This window comes from Intestinirhabdus alba, from assembly GCF_009711095.1.
In the GTDB taxonomy this organism is placed as follows: Bacteria; Pseudomonadota; Gammaproteobacteria; order Enterobacterales; family Enterobacteriaceae; genus Intestinirhabdus; species Intestinirhabdus alba.
In genome coordinates this window covers 16,553-34,538 of sequence record NZ_WMJZ01000018.1, presented here as the reverse complement: position 1 = coordinate 34,538, position 17,986 = coordinate 16,553, and the positions used below count along the sequence as shown (strand labels likewise).

Below are 17,986 nucleotides of genomic sequence, written 5' to 3'. Positions count from 1 at the left end.
TGTTTCACCACTTTCCGTGAAACCAAACAACTACAAGGAAAGATTTATGAACTCGCATTTCTTTGAAATTTTAAAGCGCGAAATGGTTCTTGCGCTGGGCTGTACTGAGCCGGTAGCATTAGCCTGGGCAGGCGCTGTGGTAAAAAAACATCTCGGCGCTGAACCGAAAAGAATGGTGGCAAGATGCAGTCCCAATATTATTAAAAACGTTAAGAGCGTTATTGTCCCTAATACCAACGGCATGAAGGGTATTGATGTCGCCTGCGTCGTCGGTGCCTGTTTCGGCGACGCGGAGAGCGGGCTGGAAACGCTGGCGACCATGAATGAAGATAAAATCGCCCGGTGCGCGGAAAAAGTGGCGCAAATTCCCTGTCAAATAGAGATTCTGGAAACTAATGCAACGCTACATTTCATTATTGAAGGTTATTATCAGGATGAAGTCGTCGGCGTTGAAATAAAGGATGAGCATACAAGAATCGTGCAAATTACCCGAAATGGCAACGTCCTGCAAAAAGCGCAAGAGCGCCGACAGAAACATGGCGGCGACGGCGTTGAGGTCGGCTACAGCGTAAAAGAGATTATCAATTTTGCCCGTACCGTCGACTATTCCCCGCTGCAGACGCTGCTCAGACGCTCCATCGAGTGCAATCTGGCCATCGCCCGGGAGGGCCTGCAAAAAGACTACGGCATCAACGTAGGCAAAACGATTCTGTCCATGAACGACGGCGGCGTGCGCAGCGAGGCAAAAAGCTACGCCGCTGCCGCCTCCGACGCGCGCATGAGCGGCTGCAGCCTGCCCGTGATGATCAACTCCGGCAGCGGCAACCAGGGCATTACCGTATCCATACCGGTCATCATGTATGCCCGCCACGTTAACGCCTCCGAAGAGAGCCTGTACCGCGCGCTGATCCTCAGCAACCTGATCGCCCTCTATGAGAAGTTCTGGATCGGCAAACTGTCCGCCTACTGCGGCGTCGTCTGCGCCTCCAGCGGCGCGGCGGCCGGTATTACCTGGCTCAGTCAGGGCAGCGACGAGCAGATCGAATACGCCGTGATCAACACCCTGGGAACCCTCTCCGGAATGATTTGTGACGGAGCCAAAGCCTCCTGCGCCGCAAAAATCGCCACCGGCGTTGATACCGCCTTTACCTGCGTCGATATGGCGCTGCGTAATCAGTGCATGTCCGCCGGCGACGGCATCATCAAAGACGGCCTCGACGATACGGTCATGTCGGTGGGACGGCTGGCCAGCAGCGGTATGCGTACTACCGATGAGGTTATTTTGAAAATCATGCTGGATCAGTAAGGAGCTTTTATGGCTAATCTGGAGCGTCTGGAAAAAAATATTGCCGATCTGAAGGCCATTACCGACCCCTGCAACGGCGGCGTGACGCGCATCGGCTTTACACCAACGTACCGTGAAGGGGTGGAATACATTAAAAAAGAGATGCGCGAGGCGGGGCTGGAGGTTTCTGAAGACGATATCGGCAATGTCTATGGCCGCCTGGCGGGTAAAAACCCCCTGCTGCCGGCGATCGTCAGCGGATCGCATCTGGATACGGTGCGCAACGCCGGTGCCTATGACGGGATCGCCGGGGTGGTGGCCGCGCTGGAGGTGGCCAGAATGCTCAGGGAGCAAAATATCCGGCTGGAGCACCCCTATGAGGTGGTCGCCTTTATCGAAGAAGAGGGCACCCGGTTCGGCATCGTTCTGTTGGGCAGCCGCTTTATCAGCGGCGAACTCACCGATAGCGACCGCGATAAAATTTGCACCGACGACGGCGAAACGCTGCGTGACATCCTGCGCACTTACTCCGCCGGCCAGACGCTTATTCCGGCCCCCAGAGCGCCCGATACCATCAAAGCCTTTATTGAGCTTCACGATGAACAGGGGCCGCTGCTCGAAAACAGCGGCACCGATATTGGCATCGTCGATAATATCGTCGCCATCGGCCAGATGGTGGTCACTATCGAAGGCGTCGCCGGACACGCCGGCACCGTCCCCATGAAAATGCGCCAGGACGCGGGGGTGGCGGGGAATATGCTGGCGGCGCGCCTGACGCAGTACGTTATCGATCGCCATCCCGATACGGCCACGTTAACCATCGGCAAATTTCATTTAGAGCCGGGATCGGCCAACTGCATTCCGTCCGGATGCCGGTTTACGCTGGATATTCGCTCCGGCAGGCCGGAGCGGGTGCATGAAATTATCGCCTTTGTGAAAAGTGAAAGCCTCACGGTGGCGGAGCGGTGCGGCGTAACGATCGATGCGCAACAAACCTCGTTTAAACCGCCGGTGGAAATGAACAGTGCCCTGAAGGAGATTATTAAGTCCTCCTGCGAGCAGTGCGGCCTGAGCTATCGCTCCATGAGCAGCGGCGCGGGCCACGACGCCATGATTATGGCGGATATCAGTAAAGCAGCCATGCTGTTTGTTCCTTGCGTTAAAGGAATTACCCATAATCCGGCGGAGTTTGTTCACCGGGAAAATATGGGAAAAGGAACCGATGTACTCTTTAATGCCATACAAAAAATAGATCGTCTTTAATTTTATTAACTCATTACGGGAAGCTACTCATGAAAGATAAGAAAATCGAAAGCAATAAAATCGCCGATGACCTGCAGCCGGTCTCTATGTATCAGATGTTCGCCAGAATGTTTGCCCATCTGGCAAAAGAGGTCGTTGACGAATTTGGCGAAAAAGGTGCCGAAGCGGTGAAGCGCGGCGTGTGGAAATTTGGCGTAGAGCGCGGCGAAGGCATTGCCAAACGCGCCTTTGCGCGCGGTCAGAAAAATGACAGCGACAACTATCTGATTAGCTATGATATGGATCGCAGCGATGAGTTTGAAAGCACCGATACCTATCATGAAGGTTACGTTGAGCAGGTATTTTCACGCTGCGTTTTCGCCAGCGAATTCCAGAAAATGGGCATGGAAAAATATGGCATGCTCTATTGTGAAACGATCGATCCGGCGATCGCCCACGGCTACAACCCTAACCTGAAGTGCGTCCATGAGAAGCACTTCTTTACGGATAATATGTGCACGTTCTGCTTCAGGATGGAGGGATGTAAGGAGACAAAGCATGAATAATGACTATAACGAAATAGCCAACAGCCCGATCATGTGGCTGGCGGCGGCCCCCGCGCTCTGTTTCGTTTTTATTCAGGCCTGGCTCTTTTTTCGCAAGAGCGTAAAAACCGCAGCGGAGACAGGCATACCGGCGACGGCGGTGAAGCGGGCGATCCGGGGGGCATCGATTGCCTCCATTGGCCCCTGCTTTATGATGCTCTCCGGCATCCTGACCCTGATGCTCTACGTTGGCGCGCCGATGGCCTGGATGCGCGTTGATTTTATCGGCTCGGTTGCCGATGCCCTGATGGAAGCGGCTTTTACCGCCGACGGCATGGGCATCAGGCTGGGCGAAGATCGGTTAACGGTGGACTATCTGTGCGCCGCCGCCATCGTAATGACCACCTGCGGGCTGCCTTTCCTGCTGTTCGTCTCCTTTTTCGCGGACCGCATGGATAAGGTTAACCATGTGATGTCGGGAGGGAAAACGCACCTTATTCCCATTATCGGCAGCGGGGCGCTGATTGGCAGCTTCGGCGCGCTCACCATGAACGCCGGCTATCCGTTGGGGGCCAATACCGTCGCCATTATTGTCTCTGCCCTTTCGATGGCCGCGATTTTACTCTACAACCGCCGACATAATTTGCAGTGGCTGAAAGAGTGGGGATTGACCCTTTGTATGGTGGCCGGAATGGGCGCAGCCGTATTATATAATTAAGGATGATTTATGGAGCAGACAAAAGACGTTATCTACAAACAGGATTACTTGCCTTATATCATCAACCGGGGAAAATGGTGCACCCGCCTGGTATTGCTGGTCGCTTATTTACCCGTGCTGGTTTTGCTCTTTCACTTTGACGCCCATCCCACCTCCGACAGTATTTTTACCGGAATGGTGTCGATGCTTTCAATATTGCTCCCCTGGTATATTGTCGATCCGATGTCGCTGCAGTCTATTTTTGGTACACCCGGCATGTATCTCTCCTATATGGCGGGCAATACCAAAGAGGTGCGCGTCCCGGCATCCACCCAGGCGCTGAGCGCATCCGGTTACCAGCTCGGCACGCAGGAAGGGACGATTATTTCCGCGATCGGCATTTCGGTTTCCACATTTATCAGCCTGGGCCTGATGACCTTCCTGGCAGTGGCGGGACAGATGCTGATTAACATCCTCCCCGAAACCATCCTCAACGCGCTGAAGTTCCTGCTGCCGTCACTATTTGGCGCGCTGTTTATGGAGCGTTTGCTTAACAGCCCGATCGGGCTGTCCCTTAGCGCAATCCCGGTCATTTTTATCGTCAAAGCGGTGGCCGTCATGGGCGCATTTACCCTCCTGCCCTTTGGCGGCGGATACGCGCCGATACTGATCTGCGTCGTGACCTGTATGCTGTTGGCTAAAATCACCAGCGCCCCACCGGCGCAGGAAAGTTAACCATTCAGCAGGATACTGGCGTACGCCCGGAAGCATCCTCTGCCGGGCGTTTTTTGGCGTAACGTTATTTTGCGTGCCGGGGTTGTTCTTCCGCTTATACCAGCTAAGCGCTCTCATCGCAGTTACGATGACGTCAGGCCCATCTGAGCGCGACGAGGAAAAGAGCTGCTCAACCTAATGCCCCATAGCTTAACCGCCGTCGTCTGACCAGCTTCACAATCTACCCGGAATTACGAGCGGCCTCGCGCGCCCGGCAGATTGTGAAATATCTCCTGTCGCAAATCTGATAATCTCCGGTGGTGGCTTTACCTGCGCAACGGGTCGCTGAGCCACAAACTGCGGATCGCGATAAACAGCGGCGCGGAAGGCTCCGCAACCTGCGGGTGAATCCTGGAGAGGGTCGGTGGTAAGATACGGCTTTCGTTCTCCGTCAGGTGAGCAGACGAACGGGCATAACCCGGTTAAACATCCGCGCTTAACCAGGTCATTATAAAAGACTAATCTGGCATCATCTCCGTTAATGCTTACCAACAGGTCAGTATGTATACCTGATAGCATCCGGCATAATCGGGTGGACAAATTTAATAATGCGTATGGGTTTATGGCGGTTTCGCCTGGGCCACATGAGCACCTGAAAGACTTAAAAAACGAGTAAAATCAATATGAATGAGTCATTTGATAAGGACTTCTCTAGCCATACGCCCATGATGCAGCAGTATCTCAAGCTGAAGGCCCAGCATCCGGATATCCTGCTGTTCTACCGCATGGGTGACTTTTACGAGCTGTTTTATGACGACGCGAAACGCGCGTCGCAGTTGCTGGATATCTCACTGACCAAACGCGGCGCTTCGGCGGGCGAGCCGATCCCAATGGCGGGCATTCCCCACCACGCGGTGGAAAACTACCTCGCCAGGCTGGTCAATCAGGGCGAATCCGTCGCCATCTGCGAGCAGATCGGCGATCCGGCCACCAGCAAAGGCCCCGTCGAGCGCAAGGTTGTACGCATCGTTACCCCCGGCACCATCAGCGATGAGGCGCTGCTGCAGGAGCGCCAGGACAACCTGCTGGCGGCGATCTGGCAGGATGACAAAGGCTATGGCTACGCCACGCTGGATATCAGCTCCGGGCGCTTTCGCCTGAGCGAACCTGCGGATCGCGAAACCATGGCCGCCGAACTGCAGCGCACCAACCCCGCCGAGCTGCTGTACGCCGAAAACTTTGCCGAAATGGCGCTGATTGAAGGCCGTCGCGGCCTGCGCCGCCGCCCGCTGTGGGAGTTTGAAATTGATACCGCCCGCCAGCAGCTGAATATGCAGTTCGGTACGCGGGATCTGACCGGCTTCGGCGTGGAAAACGCACCGCGCGGCCTGTGCGCGGCGGGCTGTCTGCTGCAGTACGTCAAGGATACCCAGCGCACCTCGCTGCCTCACATCCGCTCCATCACCATGGAACGCCAGCAGGACAGCATCATTATGGATGCCGCCACCCGCCGCAACCTGGAGCTGACCCAAAACCTGGCCGGCGGCGTAGAGAACACCCTGGCCGCGGTGCTCGACCGCACCGTCACCCCGATGGGCAGCCGCATGCTTAAGCGCTGGCTGCACATGCCGGTACGCGACATCCAGCTCCTGACCGCACGCCAGCAAACTATCGGCGCGCTGCAGGACGCCACCGAGGAGCTGCAGCCGGTGCTGCGCCAGGTGGGCGATCTGGAGCGTATTCTGGCTCGCCTGGCGCTGCGCACCGCCCGCCCGCGCGATCTCGCCCGTATGCGCCACGCCTTTCAACAGCTGCCGACGCTGCGCGCCGGGCTGGAGAGCGTTGACTGTGCCCCGGTGCAGGCGCTGCGCGAAAGAATAGGCGAATTCGCCGATCTGCGCGATCTGCTGGAGCGGGCGATTATCGAAGCGCCGCCGGTCCTGGTGCGCGACGGCGGGGTAATTGCTCCCGGCTATAGCGAAGAGCTGGACGAATGGCGCGCGCTGGCGGATGGCGCTACCGACTATCTGGAGCGTCTGGAAGTTCGCGAACGTGAACGTACCGGGCTGGATACGCTGAAGGTCGGCTACAACGCCGTGCACGGCTACTATATCCAGATCAGCCGCGGGCAGAGCCACCTGGCACCGATCAACTATACCCGCCGCCAGACCCTGAAAAACGCCGAGCGCTATATCATCCCGGAGCTGAAGGAGTATGAGGACAAGGTACTCACCTCCAAAGGTAAAGCGCTGGCGCTGGAAAAACAGCTTTATGACCAGCTGTTCGATCTGCTGTTGCCGCAGCTGGCGGAGCTGCAGCAGAGCGCAAGCGCGCTGGCAGAGCTGGACGTGCTGGTTAACCTCGCCGAGCGCGCCTACGCGCTGAACTACACCTGCCCCACCTTTATCGATCGCCCCGGCATCCATATTACCGAAGGTCGCCATCCGGTGGTGGAACAGGTGCTGAACGAGCCGTTTATTGCCAACCCGCTGGAGCTTTCCGCCCGGCGGCGGATGCTGATTATCACCGGCCCGAACATGGGCGGTAAAAGCACCTATATGCGCCAGACCGCGCTGATCGCCCTGATGGCCTGGATCGGCAGCTATGTTCCGGCGCAGAAGGTGGAAATTGGCCCGATTGACCGCATCTTCACCCGCGTGGGGGCAGCGGACGATCTGGCCTCCGGGCGTTCCACCTTTATGGTGGAGATGACCGAAACCGCCAATATCCTGCATAACGCAACCGCCAACAGCCTGGTGCTGATGGACGAAATCGGCCGCGGCACCTCCACCTATGACGGCCTGTCGCTGGCGTGGGCCTGCGCGGAAAACCTGGCGAATAAAATCAAGACCCTGACGCTGTTTGCCACCCACTACTTCGAGCTGACCCAGCTGCCGGAAAAAATGGAGGGCGTGGCCAACGTTCATCTGGACGCGCTGGAGCATGGCGATACCATCGCGTTTATGCACAGCGTACAGGACGGCGCGGCCAGCAAAAGCTACGGTCTGGCGGTCGCCGCGCTGGCCGGCGTACCGAAAGAGGTGATAAAGCGCGCGCGCCAGAAGCTGCGGGAGCTGGAGAGCCTTTCCCCCAGCGCCGCCGCATCCCAGATAGACGGCACCCAGATGTCCCTGCTGTCACAGCCTGAAGAGACCTCGCCCGCCGTTGAGACGCTGGAAAATCTCGATCCGGATACCCTGACCCCGCGCCAGGCGCTGGAGTGGCTCTATCGGCTGAAAAGTCTGCTTTAAAGGCGCTCCCTCCGGCGGTGCAAAAGCGATACCGCCCGAGGAAGCGCCTCCCCGGTTATCTCAATTTAAGCAATTGTTAATAACCAGACTGTAGATTGTTTCTGCTTGAGAACGGAAATAACAAAATTATCAGGAGATATGATGAATAAAAATAAGGCCTTGCTTACTGGCCTGCTTATTATGGCACCTGTTTTTACCGCCTTTGCCGCGTCACAGACGGCAACGGGCTGCGAAGCAAAACGGCAGGATATTGAGCAGCAGCTCAGGCACGCCCGCGAACACAGTAACGCCCACCGCGCCGCCGGGCTGGAAAAGGCCCTGTCGGAACTTAACGCGAACTGCACCGATGAAGGGTTACGCGCCGCACGCGAAGACGACGTGCGCAAGAAAGAGCAAAAGGTGGCGGAGCGACGTCAGGAGCTGGCGGAAGCGCAGGCCGACGGACGCGAAGACAAAATACGGAAAAAGCAGCAAAAGCTGGCCGATGCCCAGGCGGAACTTGCCGAAGCGAAAAGTATGCTGGACAAGTAACGTTATCTTCGGCGGGTACTATCCGCCGGATCGCAAAAATAAAAGGCCGGATTATCAAAATCCGGCCTTTTTTAACGCTGCAAAGGCTTACTCGCGGAACAGCGCTTCGATGTTCAGCCCCTGAGCCTGCAGAATTTCCCGCAGTCGACGCAGGCCTTCAACCTGAATCTGACGAACACGCTCCCGCGTAAGGCCGATTTCACGCCCCACATCCTCCAGCGTTGCCGCCTCATACCCCAGCAAACCGAAACGACGTGCCAGCACTTCACGCTGCTTCGCGTTCAGTTCGAACAACCATTTGACGATGCTTTGCTTCATATCATCGTCCTGCGTGGTGTCTTCCGGTCCGTTCTCTTTCTCATCGGCCAGAATATCCAGCAGCGCTTTTTCGGAATCCCCGCCCAGCGGCGTGTCTACCGAGGTGATGCGCTCGTTGAGGCGCAGCATACGGCTGACGTCATCGACCGGCTTATCCAGCTGCTCTGCAATCTCTTCCGCACTCGGCTCGTGATCCAGCTTGTGCGACAGCTCGCGGGCGGTACGCAGATAAACGTTCAGCTCTTTGACAATATGAATCGGCAGGCGAATGGTGCGGGTTTGATTCATAATCGCCCGCTCAATCGTCTGACGGATCCACCAGGTTGCGTAAGTTGAGAAGCGGAACCCGCGTTCCGGGTCAAACTTCTCAACTGCGCGGATCAACCCAAGGTTACCCTCTTCAATCAGATCCAGCAGCGCCAGGCCGCGGTTACCGTAGCGACGGGCGATTTTAACCACCAGACGCAGGTTGCTCTCGATCATCCGACGGCGAGACGCGACGTCCCCACGCAGCGCACGACGCGCAAAATAAACTTCTTCTTCAGCCGTTAACAGAGGCGAATAACCAATTTCGCCAAGGTAAAGCTGAGTCGCATCCAGCACGCGCTGCGTCGCCCCCTGCGATAACAGCTCCTCTTCAGCCAAATCGTTATCACTGGGTTCCTCTTCACTCAAGACTTTCTCGTCAAAAGTCTCTACTCCGTTCTCATCAAATTCCGCATCTTCATTAAAATCATGAACCTTCAGCGTATTCTGACTCATAAAAGGTGGCTCCTACCCGTGATCCCTTGACGAAACCGACAAGCAAATGACCAGTTTCGCCGAATTATCGCTGCGGCAAATAACGCAGCGGGTTTACGGATTTCCCCTTGTAACGAATTTCAAAATGCAAGCGTGTAGAGCTGGTTCCGGTGCTACCCATGGTTGCTATCTTTTGCCCCGCCTTAACTTCTTGTTGTTCCCGGACCAGCATCGTATCGTTATGGGCGTAGGCACTCAGGTAATCATCATTATGCTTGATGATAATCAGATTCCCGTAACCGCGCAGCGCGTTACCGGCGTAAACGACGCGGCCATCAGCGGTCGCGACGATAGCCTGTCCCTTGCTACCAGCAATATCGATCCCTTTGTTGCCGCCTTCGGTGGCCGCAAAGCTCTCGATTATTTTACCGTCCGTCGGCCAGCGCCAGGTGGAGATGGGCGCACTTGTCGACGTACTGCTTGCTGTGGTTTCGGCTGTGCTAACCGCCGGAGCCGTAACGGGAGCGGTGACAACTGTCGCCGCAGGCCTGTTGTTCGGCAACATTTTGTTAGCACTCTGTTCACCTGAGCTCTCAGAATACGTAATTGTTGATTGCGAAGCAACAGGAGCGACGGAATTTTGTGCTGGTTTTGTCACAACGCCCTGCGCCGCCGCGTCTGCCTGAGTGATGGCATTACCGCCGGTAATGGGCGCGCCCGAAGCGCTGCCTACCTGCAGCGTTTGCCCGACGTTCAGATTATATGGGGCCGGAACATTGTTGCGTTGCGCAAGATCGCGGAAATCGTTGCCGGTGATCCATGCGATATAAAATAACGTGTCGCCCTTTTTAACGGTGTAGGTGCTGCCGCCGGTATAGCTGCCTTTCGGAATGTTCCCATACTGCCGGTTGTACACGATACGGCCGTTTACCGTCTGAACGGGCTGCTCGATAACCGGCTGCCCCGACGCAGGCTGTGCGACCGGGCGCGGAGCCTGCTGAACCGGCGTCGGCGTCTTCACTTCAGGCGGTGGCGTAATCAACATACCGGAGCTGGTGTTTGAAGCAGCGCCGCCGTTAACGGAGCCGATCGGCGCAGGTGGATTAGACGAACTGGTACAACCTGCCAGCCAGAGCGAAACCAGTGACAGTGCCGCGATGCGGCTGACGGTAAATTTTGGGCTTCCCGCGCTCATTTATCCCCCAGGAAAAAATTAGTTAACGACCTGCGTCTTCATACCGTGTCGGGTATTAAAACGTGCAGCCACGGCAGGCCGGCACGTCATCCTGCAAATCTGCACCGCCCCTGCGGGTACGGCATCCAGCCCGCAGCGTCAATGTTTAGCCGCTTCGACGCCTGGTGCAAGATTTTGTGTATAGTCTGACGATAAATATCCAGGAAAAGTCCTGATATTCAGCCACCTCAGGCCAGTTCCCCCTTGACTAAAGGCACAAAGCGAACGGCCTCTACGGTGTCTATAGTAAATTCGCTGCCCCGACGGCGCACCCGCTTCAAAAATTGCTGCTCATCGCCGACGGGCAGTACCAGAATGCCGCCCTCGTCCAGCTGCGCCATTAACGCCGCCGGTATTTCCGGCGGGGCGGCCGTGACGATGATGGCGTCAAAGGGAGCGCGGGCCTTCCAGCCCTGCCAGCCGTCGCCGTGGCGGGTCGAAACGTTGTGTAAATCGAGCTGCTTCAGGCGGCGGCGCGCCTGCCACTGCAGCCCTTTTATGCGCTCCACCGAGCACACGTGATGCACCAGATGCGCCAGAATCGCCGTCTGATAGCCGGAACCGGTGCCGATCTCGAGCACCCTGGAATCCGGCGTCAGCTCAAGCAGCTCGGTCATTCGCGCCACCATATACGGCTGCGAAATCGTCTGCCCCTGGCCAATCGGCAGGGCAATGTTGTCCCAGGCTTTATGTTCAAATGCCTCATCAATAAATTTTTCGCGCGGTACGGAGGCCAGCGCTTCAAGCACATGCTCGTCGCGGATCCCCTGCGCGCGTAACTGTTCAAGAAGAGTGTGTACACGTCCGCTTACCATTGCGCGTCGACTCCCACGCTGTCTAACCAGTCTGAAACCACGTCCTGTGCACTATAGGCCGTTAAATCCACATGCAGCGGCGTGATGGAAACGTAACCTTCGTCCACCGCCGCGAAGTCGGTATCCGGCCCGGCGTCGCGTTTATCGCCCGGCGGCCCGATCCAGTAAAGCGTATTGCCGCGCGGATCCTGCTGCGGGATCACTTTATCCGCCGGATGACGGCTGCCGCAGCGGGTAACGCGGAAGCCTTTAATCTGCTCCAGCGGCCGATCCGGCACGTTAACGTTCAGTATCCGCCCGGTACGCAGCGGCTCGCGGCTTAACGCCCGCAGGAGCCGGCAGGTCACCGCCGCAGCCGTATCGTAGTGCCGGTGTCCGTCAAGGGAGACCGCCAGCGCCGGAAAGCCCAGATGGCGGCCTTCCATCGCCGCCGCGACGGTGCCGGAATAGATAACATCATCCCCCAGGTTCGGGCCAGCGTTGATGCCGGAGACCACGATATCCGGTCGCGGACGCATCAGGGCATTCACGCCAAGGTAGACGCAGTCGGTAGGCGTGCCCATCTGTACGGCGATATCGCCGTTGTCAAAGGTAAAAGTGCGAAGCGAAGACTCCAGCGTCAGCGAATTAGACGCGCCGCTGCGGTTACGATCCGGGGCAACAATCTGTACGTCAGCAAACTCACGCAGGGCTTTCGCCAGCGTTTGTATACCGGGTGCGTGAACCCCGTCATCGTTACTCAGCAATATGCGCATGTATTCCCTAATTCACTGTTTTATTTGGTTTGTTAATAAGAACAGCTAAAATCTTGTCCTGTATTTTGTCCTGTTCTTAATTTGCTGGGTATTTTCCGAGCAATGCCTGCAGTGGTGCTTAGTCGCATTTTAGCGCGTGATGCCGCTCCGGGATAGTAGGCAATAAAGGAAGGAGCGCAAGCGCCGCGCGATGATGCAGTTCTGGGCTGACTGGCTCGATGGGTTGCTGGGTTAGGGTCGCGCTACCAAACCTTACCAGCAGGGAACTTTTTATACAGCGTCGACACCCCAACGTCGTAGATGATCGCCACCTGCTTTCTGTCTACTCCGCTCGCAATCAACCGCCCCGCCTGCGCCCATTGTTCAGCTGAGAGTTTTGGCCGGCGGCCGCCGATCCGCCCCTGTGCTCGCGCTGCGGCTAACCCCGCTGCTTCAAGTTGAATGCGCTTTCAGCTGGCATTCCCACACGAACGGACACAAATTGGTCGCGTGGAATATCGATCGGGTCGCCGTCGCTGTATCCATCTTTTTCGTTGCGAGCGAATATTGGAGCGCTGGGGTGGGTGCGGTGATAGGTTTTTACCAATACCGAGCCATCTGCATTAACCTCATAATCCAGCCAGATTAGCGGCTGTTTATTTCTGTCAAGTGGTATTTCGAACCCGCCATCAATTCCGCCCCACGCTGCGTCTGAATTAAGTCCTGTACAACCAGTAATATGATAAATCCCTTCATCTCTGCGAGTAACAACTACCCCCTCAGCTTCTGCGTTAGTTTCATATTCGCCAGTACTGAATAGTTTGATTATTGGTGAGGATTTTTTAATAAAACCATTACTATCAACAGTTGTATTAGCAGTGCCATATAATACGTTTTCAGCGTAACCTGTTCCAGAGTTTATTCCAGAGTCGGCATTAGCCATAATAGATACAATACCCGATGAATAACCAACGGTAAGTAAAGCGTATGTATCCGATGCTCCGAAAAATAATGCGGGTGAATACTGTAACGATTGCTCCTGAATTTGTAGCGCCTCGTCAGTTCGATAGATGCCACTGCCGCTGGTTCTCAGGTAGTTAAATGCTTCGCCCATTGTATTTGTTGCGTATAGTGAACCAGTACCGCCAATACCAAACGCCCCGACTTCCATGACGCTCCCGATCGCAGTTCCGACGTCACGCTGCGCTGCTGTTCCCAAACCGAGGTTTGCGCGAGCGCCCTCTGCAGTCGTTGAGCCGGTGCCGCCCTGGCCGATCGGCACCGCTCCGCCCGTTTTTGTGGCCATGTTGTCTGCCAGATATTTCCACGATGGGCCGGTGAACGTCGAGCCGTCAGGGAGTTTTACGGTAATGCTGCCGCTGGCGCTGTAAACCTGCTGCCAGTTCTGCTTGTCGTAGTTCAGACCACGCAGCGCTTCAGCGCTTTGAGCTACCAGCGCAGCTGTTACCATACTGAGCGCAACGCGAGGAACGGCAGACCATGCCGCGCCTGATTGCGTTGGCCCTGTGTACACGCTGACCAGCGTCAGTGACGTGTTGCTGTTTACAGACTGAACAGGGAGCGTATACGGGACGCCGCCGACAGTTACGACAATGAAATCTCCTGCCGCCAGCTCTGTTGAAAATGCGGTTCCGGTGCCGGTCACGGCTGTAGAATTATTTGTAAGGGTGATAGTTCCTGCGGACATAAATGTTTCCTTAGTACATGTTTGGAAGTATAAGAACTGGCATATTGATATTTTGGTTAAATGTCATATCAAACCCGTTGTCATAATAATTACCCACAACCTGATTATAAGCTGACCGGACATTCCCCCCGGTCATTACAATTCCTTTTTTCCTTACATTAAAATAGCCGCTTACTCTCCTTGACTGAGCGCCCGTAAATGCTATTTGGCAATATTTTTCACCTACATATTGATTAGTATTGGTTACCGTTAATTGCCGGTCGTACACAAATGGGCGTTTCACTGTAGAAAAGGTAACCTGCCCTGCCGAATTGGTCATAGTAATGCCATCGCCGGCGACTGGAGCGGTGTTATTAAATATAACAAGCTCCAGTGTTACAGAGCCTTCAAGATCATCCATTCCTGAATAACTAATATTCCTGACAATGATATTACTTCCGTCAAATCCTACAGAAACATTATTATTATCCCATTTCCCAAAAGGTATACCGGAGACTGGAAGCGCCATCGAGCCGTTAACTGTAACCGTGCCAACATAGGCGCAGGTCATTAAGCTGGCTTGATTCGAAATCGCTGTAAAATCAGTAGAGTTAGAAATAAGCATCCCTTCATTGTGTGTTGATTCAGGGAGTATTTCAAATACAGTCCCAGCCCATTTTGGTATTCTTTGATAGTTACCTCTGTTTGTTCCGTTAATTGTGACTCCGCTATCCCCGTTGCGGGTAACAGATGTCATATATATCGGTAAAACAATCCACGTCTGCATGTCAACAAATTCCTGAATGTCAACCGGGATTGACGGCAAGACAAAAACTGTGGATCCAGGGGTTAAAGGGGTGTCAATACGAAACTGGTTTGCACCAGTGCCACTCCCTGAAAAGTTTGCACAAAACGACGGGGCGCGAAGCCCCGCAGTGATAGCCATCACAGGACGGCCATCGTTATAATCAATCAGTATTCCTTCCGGCATATATAACCTACCATTTTCCTACAACAACACGCCCACCTCCGGGAAGGTTAACCGTGATACCATTGCCGTCAATTCTGACCACATTATTTGTTCCATTAAATGCAAACTCACCACTGTCGGCATAAAGCTTTCCATGAAACTCAGGGCTGGCATTTTTTGGTAAATTCCAGCCTTGCACACCAGGAATGAAGTTAGACGACTGCAAAGAATCAGTTATTTTTGCAAAGTCGATTGATGCTTCCTGAATCAATACACTCCTGATAAATACCTGTCCGTTATATACAAAGAATGCAGCCTGCCAGTTACCGGGATCGCTACCTGAATATATTCCAAACTGATCCGCCGCAAAAACAACAGTGGATTTGTAAGTGTTGCCTGATGGCTCGATAGACATGCCTAAGCCGGTATTATATTTTACACCGTTTCGCACAATACCCATATTAAGGGTGTACGATGCTTTTGCTGTGCCATCGCTATTTACCTCTGCTGTCATTTTTTGATTAACAGCCGATGTCAGTGAATTCACGTCACTGTTTAAATCACCGATTGATGCCTGAACGTAGGTAGACAAATCAGCAAGCCCTTGCTCGGCCGTCGCAACAGTGGTTTTTACGACAAGAATATCTGCGCGGACCTCCCCATACTGTTGATACTGGTGCTCAACTGTACCGTGGTTAGCAAGGGAATTTTCCATGATGCCCTCAAGGCTGGTATCAACGCCGCCCTGAACATTTTTGAATGCGTCTGAATCGCGAATCGCATCATCAATCAGGTCAATCATTCCGGGAATATCGGAAGAGGCTTTACCTGACGCCTCGACGAACTCAGATACCCCGAACGCATTTTTAGTGCGCACGTAAACGTAATAGGTCGTATCGGCTTTTAATCCGTGCAACGTCCATTGCGTAGAGCGTCCAAGGAATTGAGCCTGATCCTCTATGTTCGCAGGATTGGTGATTTGAATTTGACCGGAGTACCAGAACTCAAAAAATGTGTCCGTCGTTGCTGTAATTTGCATAACCGGAACGATATCGGCGGAGAATAAACCGGGGGTCCATACAATACCGGAAGGTGCCGGCGGCGCACCAATCACCATGTTTATTTGGGACTCAGCGCCTTTCATTCCGTTTTCGTTGCGGCCACGCACACCCAGCGTATAGCTCCCGGCATTCAGTCCAAAAAATTCATAACGGAACTGGTCGGTTTCGTACTGAGCCACCAATTTCCCATCCGCACTGTACACGTACAATTCAAATGCCAGTTTTTTAGTGGTGGTTGCTGTTTCCCAAGTGGATGTTACTTGTACAGTCTCGGAGTTGGTGTTAATAATGCGCAGATTTTCAATATTCGGTACGCGGTAACCGTTTAGCGTGTCGTTAGGAATTTCAAATATGGCCCCCTCGTCCACAATGGCCTGTTTATTGGGATCATGCTGAGAAGCCGTAATGCTGTACACGGAATTATTTTCTGCCTCTGCCACACTGAGGATGCGAAATAAACGAGTGGTGACATTGCTGGTAGATATGGCGAAAATAGTGCCATCACGCACCCATGCCGGGGTCGTTTTCAACGTAACTACATTACCAGTAATACTGTCAATCGTATATTTAATGAACTTGCCGTCACTCCCCATGAGCGACATGGTGTCATCTTCTGTTATCAGCGAAGAATCGACAGCATCAACAGTAATTTTATTCCCGCTGTGTGACATGACGCGCCCGCCAAGGCGCGCGCCGGCATAGTTGTTGTCCATGATTTCAACGATATCGCCCGGCGTGAAATGAATAGCATCGCGAGCCATCTGGAAAGAAAGTCGACTACTTTCACGTTTTGCTGTTTCCAGGAGCCATTTTCCTGCTCGCCATGCCTGGCCGCGAGAAGTGCACCCAAACGCCTCTAGGGTGGTTTCGTTGTAGTTTCCGCGGGCGATCATCTCATCGTCGGAGACGTATTCCTTCACCTGCTCCCAGCCGTTATCCGGGTCAGTCCAGGACACAACTACCGCGTTGTATTTTTCTGAGCGTTTCACAGAACTGCGCTTAAATACGCCATCAACCACATTAGCGTTCGTGATTGTCGCGATCGGGTCCTGTGGTGCGTCCAGCATGACGGAAAGGCGCATTCCGTCCCACAATGCTATTCCGCGAAACATGCTGGCTATCTTGTCTAAAATATTGCGTGCGCTGGCCTGCTCCGTGATGTATGCGTTCAGCGTCATTCTTGGTTCCTGACCGCCATAGCCGTCATTAACAAGCTGATCGCAATACTGTGAGAGGATGTAAAGAGCGCCGTCATCTACATCGATATAACCGGCTCGTTTTGCCAGACCAAACCGGGTATTCTTCGCCAGTTCACGGAACAGCCAGGCGGGGTTGTTCGTCCACGCCTTTTTAAAGCCGCCAGTCCACAACCCTGAATAGGTTCTGGCTATCGGATCGTAGTTGTCAGGAACGTCCACAATCAGGCCGCGAAGATGGTATGTGCGACTAGGGGTGTCGGTGTACTGGTCACGGTCAATAACCGCACCCGCAATTGCAGAGAAAGGATAATTCAGATTATCGTCAGTAATTTCGCTATAACTATTCCAGATGGTGCCATTTGACAATAAATCACTGTTACTATCGGGAGTGATGCGCCGCACGCGAATATCGAAAGGCTTGGTATCTGGCGCATTAATAAGATGCGCTTCAAGATATTCACCTGATATTTTACCGGTTATAGTTACCGTCTTCTCTATTGACCAGCCTGCATTTCCCGTTCTGCTCTCAAGCACCAGGGTAACGGACGTATTATTCTGATTGCCTTTAGTGTCGCTCTCGACCAGTCCGGTCACGCCCACATTAAAACGTACCCGGGTGACATCCTGGTCGGTTATAGTGCGAACAAGCGGCGTATCATAGGTTACATCGGTGTTCACGATAGTTGTTGCTTCAATAGCAGAGAATCCGTTAATAGGCGATTGCGTCTCTGACCCCGGACGCCATGCTACACTTACGCCATTAACACTAACGTTGCCATTGGCATCTGTAACTGGTGTCTTATTCAGCTTGAATGAAGAAAGGTGTGTCTGGTCTATCGGCCCGAAAATCGGCCCTTCCGAAATAAGGTCCAGCACTCTGTAAAATTGTTTTGATTTGAGGTTATCGTCGAGGAGTTTTGGGGTCGAGGCCTTACCACCACCTGAAGACATAGCGCGCCACC

General features: G+C 54.1%; 15 protein-coding genes and 1 pseudogene. 8 read left to right on the top strand and 8 right to left on the bottom strand.

The features are described 5' to 3' along the window. Window positions 1-46 precede the first annotated feature (46 nt). From GJV78_RS13585 to GJV78_RS13555, 7 genes are all read left to right on the top strand, one after another. Window positions 47-1,306 carry an L-cysteine desulfidase family protein gene (locus GJV78_RS13585; protein WP_155108875.1) on the top strand — a complete coding sequence of 420 codons (1,260 nt, stop codon included), beginning with the start codon at window positions 47-49 and terminating at the stop codon, window positions 1,304-1,306. Window positions 1,307-1,315: 9 nt separating this feature from the next. Beyond that, window positions 1,316-2,548 carry a Zn-dependent hydrolase gene (locus GJV78_RS13580; RefSeq protein ID WP_155108874.1) on the top strand — a complete coding sequence of 411 codons (1,233 nt, stop codon included), beginning with the start codon at window positions 1,316-1,318 and terminating at the stop codon, window positions 2,546-2,548. Window positions 2,549-2,577: 29 nt separating this feature from the next. Then, entirely contained in the window at window positions 2,578-3,093 is a 516-nt protein-coding gene (locus GJV78_RS13575; protein WP_155108873.1) for an L-2-amino-thiazoline-4-carboxylic acid hydrolase, read from the top strand. Next, a complete protein-coding gene (locus tag GJV78_RS13570; protein ID WP_167519571.1) occupies window positions 3,086-3,790 on the top strand; it encodes a DUF5058 family protein in 705 nt (234 codons plus the stop codon). The genes GJV78_RS13575 and GJV78_RS13570 overlap by 8 nt, the downstream gene beginning before the upstream one ends. A 9-nt stretch (window positions 3,791-3,799) precedes the next feature. Beyond that, window positions 3,800-4,504, top strand: coding sequence for a hypothetical protein (locus tag GJV78_RS13565; protein ID WP_155108871.1), 705 nt, complete (start codon window positions 3,800-3,802; stop codon window positions 4,502-4,504). 662 nt (window positions 4,505-5,166) lie between these two features. Next, window positions 5,167-7,734, top strand: a complete 2,568-nt coding sequence (mutS, locus tag GJV78_RS13560) for a DNA mismatch repair protein MutS (RefSeq protein WP_155108870.1) — start codon at window positions 5,167-5,169, stop codon at window positions 7,732-7,734. 138 nt (window positions 7,735-7,872) lie between these two features. Beyond that, complete coding sequence (locus tag GJV78_RS13555; protein ID WP_155108869.1) at window positions 7,873-8,265, top strand: DUF1090 domain-containing protein; 393 nt, start codon at window positions 7,873-7,875, stop codon at window positions 8,263-8,265. 87 nt (window positions 8,266-8,352) lie between these two features. Here the strand turns inward: GJV78_RS13555 and rpoS are convergent, their stop codons facing one another. Both rpoS and nlpD read right to left on the bottom strand, forming a co-directional pair. Further along, window positions 8,353-9,345, bottom strand: coding sequence for an RNA polymerase sigma factor RpoS (gene rpoS, locus GJV78_RS13550; RefSeq protein WP_155108868.1), 993 nt, complete (start codon window positions 9,343-9,345; stop codon window positions 8,353-8,355). Between the two features lie 64 nt (window positions 9,346-9,409). Next, window positions 9,410-10,468, bottom strand: a complete 1,059-nt coding sequence (gene nlpD, locus GJV78_RS13545) for a murein hydrolase activator NlpD (protein ID WP_330998812.1) — start codon at window positions 10,466-10,468, stop codon at window positions 9,410-9,412. Between nlpD and GJV78_RS24020 the strand changes: the two genes are divergently transcribed. Then, the gene (locus GJV78_RS24020) at window positions 10,413-10,541 is read left to right on the top strand and encodes a peptidase (RefSeq protein ID WP_330998811.1); all 129 of its coding nucleotides are present in this window, start codon (window positions 10,413-10,415) and stop codon (window positions 10,539-10,541) included. The two genes, nlpD and GJV78_RS24020, sit on opposite strands and share 56 nt — an antisense overlap. A 205-nt stretch (window positions 10,542-10,746) precedes the next feature. Here the strand turns inward: GJV78_RS24020 and GJV78_RS13540 are convergent, their stop codons facing one another. The 6 genes and pseudogenes from GJV78_RS13540 to GJV78_RS13515 all read right to left on the bottom strand — a co-directional run bounded on the left by GJV78_RS13540 (window position 10,747) and on the right by GJV78_RS13515 (window position 17,975). After that, window positions 10,747-11,373, bottom strand: coding sequence for a protein-L-isoaspartate(D-aspartate) O-methyltransferase (locus GJV78_RS13540; protein ID WP_155108866.1), 627 nt, complete (start codon window positions 11,371-11,373; stop codon window positions 10,747-10,749). Then, window positions 11,367-12,128, bottom strand: a complete 762-nt coding sequence (gene surE, locus GJV78_RS13535) for a 5'/3'-nucleotidase SurE (protein WP_155108865.1) — start codon at window positions 12,126-12,128, stop codon at window positions 11,367-11,369. Before surE ends, GJV78_RS13540 begins: the two co-directional genes overlap by 7 nt. Before the next feature lie 242 nt (window positions 12,129-12,370). After that, window positions 12,371-12,559, bottom strand: a pseudogene (locus GJV78_RS13530) (helix-turn-helix domain-containing protein); the annotation flags it as partial. Beyond that, window positions 12,547-13,815 (bottom strand): phage tail fiber protein, encoded by a 1,269-nt coding sequence (locus GJV78_RS13525; protein WP_155108864.1) that lies wholly within the window; start codon window positions 13,813-13,815, stop codon window positions 12,547-12,549. The pseudogene GJV78_RS13530 and the gene GJV78_RS13525, both read right to left, overlap by 13 nt. 10 nt (window positions 13,816-13,825) lie before the next feature. Continuing rightward, window positions 13,826-14,785: a DUF6453 family protein gene (locus tag GJV78_RS13520; RefSeq protein ID WP_155108863.1), complete on the bottom strand. Its 960-nt coding sequence runs from the start codon at window positions 14,783-14,785 to the stop codon at window positions 13,826-13,828. 7 nt (window positions 14,786-14,792) lie between these two features. Then, complete coding sequence (locus tag GJV78_RS13515; RefSeq protein ID WP_155108862.1) at window positions 14,793-17,975, bottom strand: host specificity protein J; 3,183 nt, start codon at window positions 17,973-17,975, stop codon at window positions 14,793-14,795. Between the last annotated feature and the right edge of the window lie 11 nt (window positions 17,976-17,986).

Bases quoted from the DNA above. Each gene is read 5' to 3' on its own strand.
- GJV78_RS13585 (WP_155108875.1), top strand. From the start codon at position 47: ATGAACTCGCATTTCTTTGAAATTTTAAAGCGCGAAATGGTTCTTGCG.
- GJV78_RS13580 (WP_155108874.1), top strand. From the start codon at position 1,316: ATGGCTAATCTGGAGCGTCTGGAAAAAAATATTGCCGATCTGAAGGCC.
- GJV78_RS13575 (WP_155108873.1), top strand. From the start codon at position 2,578: ATGAAAGATAAGAAAATCGAAAGCAATAAAATCGCCGATGACCTGCAG.
- GJV78_RS13570 (WP_167519571.1), top strand. From the start codon at position 3,086: ATGAATAATGACTATAACGAAATAGCCAACAGCCCGATCATGTGGCTG.
- GJV78_RS13565 (WP_155108871.1), top strand. From the start codon at position 3,800: ATGGAGCAGACAAAAGACGTTATCTACAAACAGGATTACTTGCCTTAT.
- mutS (WP_155108870.1), top strand. From the start codon at position 5,167: ATGAATGAGTCATTTGATAAGGACTTCTCTAGCCATACGCCCATGATG.
- GJV78_RS13555 (WP_155108869.1), top strand. From the start codon at position 7,873: ATGATGAATAAAAATAAGGCCTTGCTTACTGGCCTGCTTATTATGGCA.
- rpoS (WP_155108868.1), bottom strand. From the start codon at position 9,345: ATGAGTCAGAATACGCTGAAGGTTCATGATTTTAATGAAGATGCGGAA.
- GJV78_RS13540 (WP_155108866.1), bottom strand. From the start codon at position 11,373: ATGGTAAGCGGACGTGTACACACTCTTCTTGAACAGTTACGCGCGCAG.
- surE (WP_155108865.1), bottom strand. From the start codon at position 12,128: ATGCGCATATTGCTGAGTAACGATGACGGGGTTCACGCACCCGGTATA.
- GJV78_RS13525 (WP_155108864.1), bottom strand. From the start codon at position 13,815: ATGTCCGCAGGAACTATCACCCTTACAAATAATTCTACAGCCGTGACC.
- GJV78_RS13520 (WP_155108863.1), bottom strand. From the start codon at position 14,785: ATGCCGGAAGGAATACTGATTGATTATAACGATGGCCGTCCTGTGATG.
- GJV78_RS13515 (WP_155108862.1), bottom strand. From the start codon at position 17,975: ATGTCTTCAGGTGGTGGTAAGGCCTCGACCCCAAAACTCCTCGACGAT.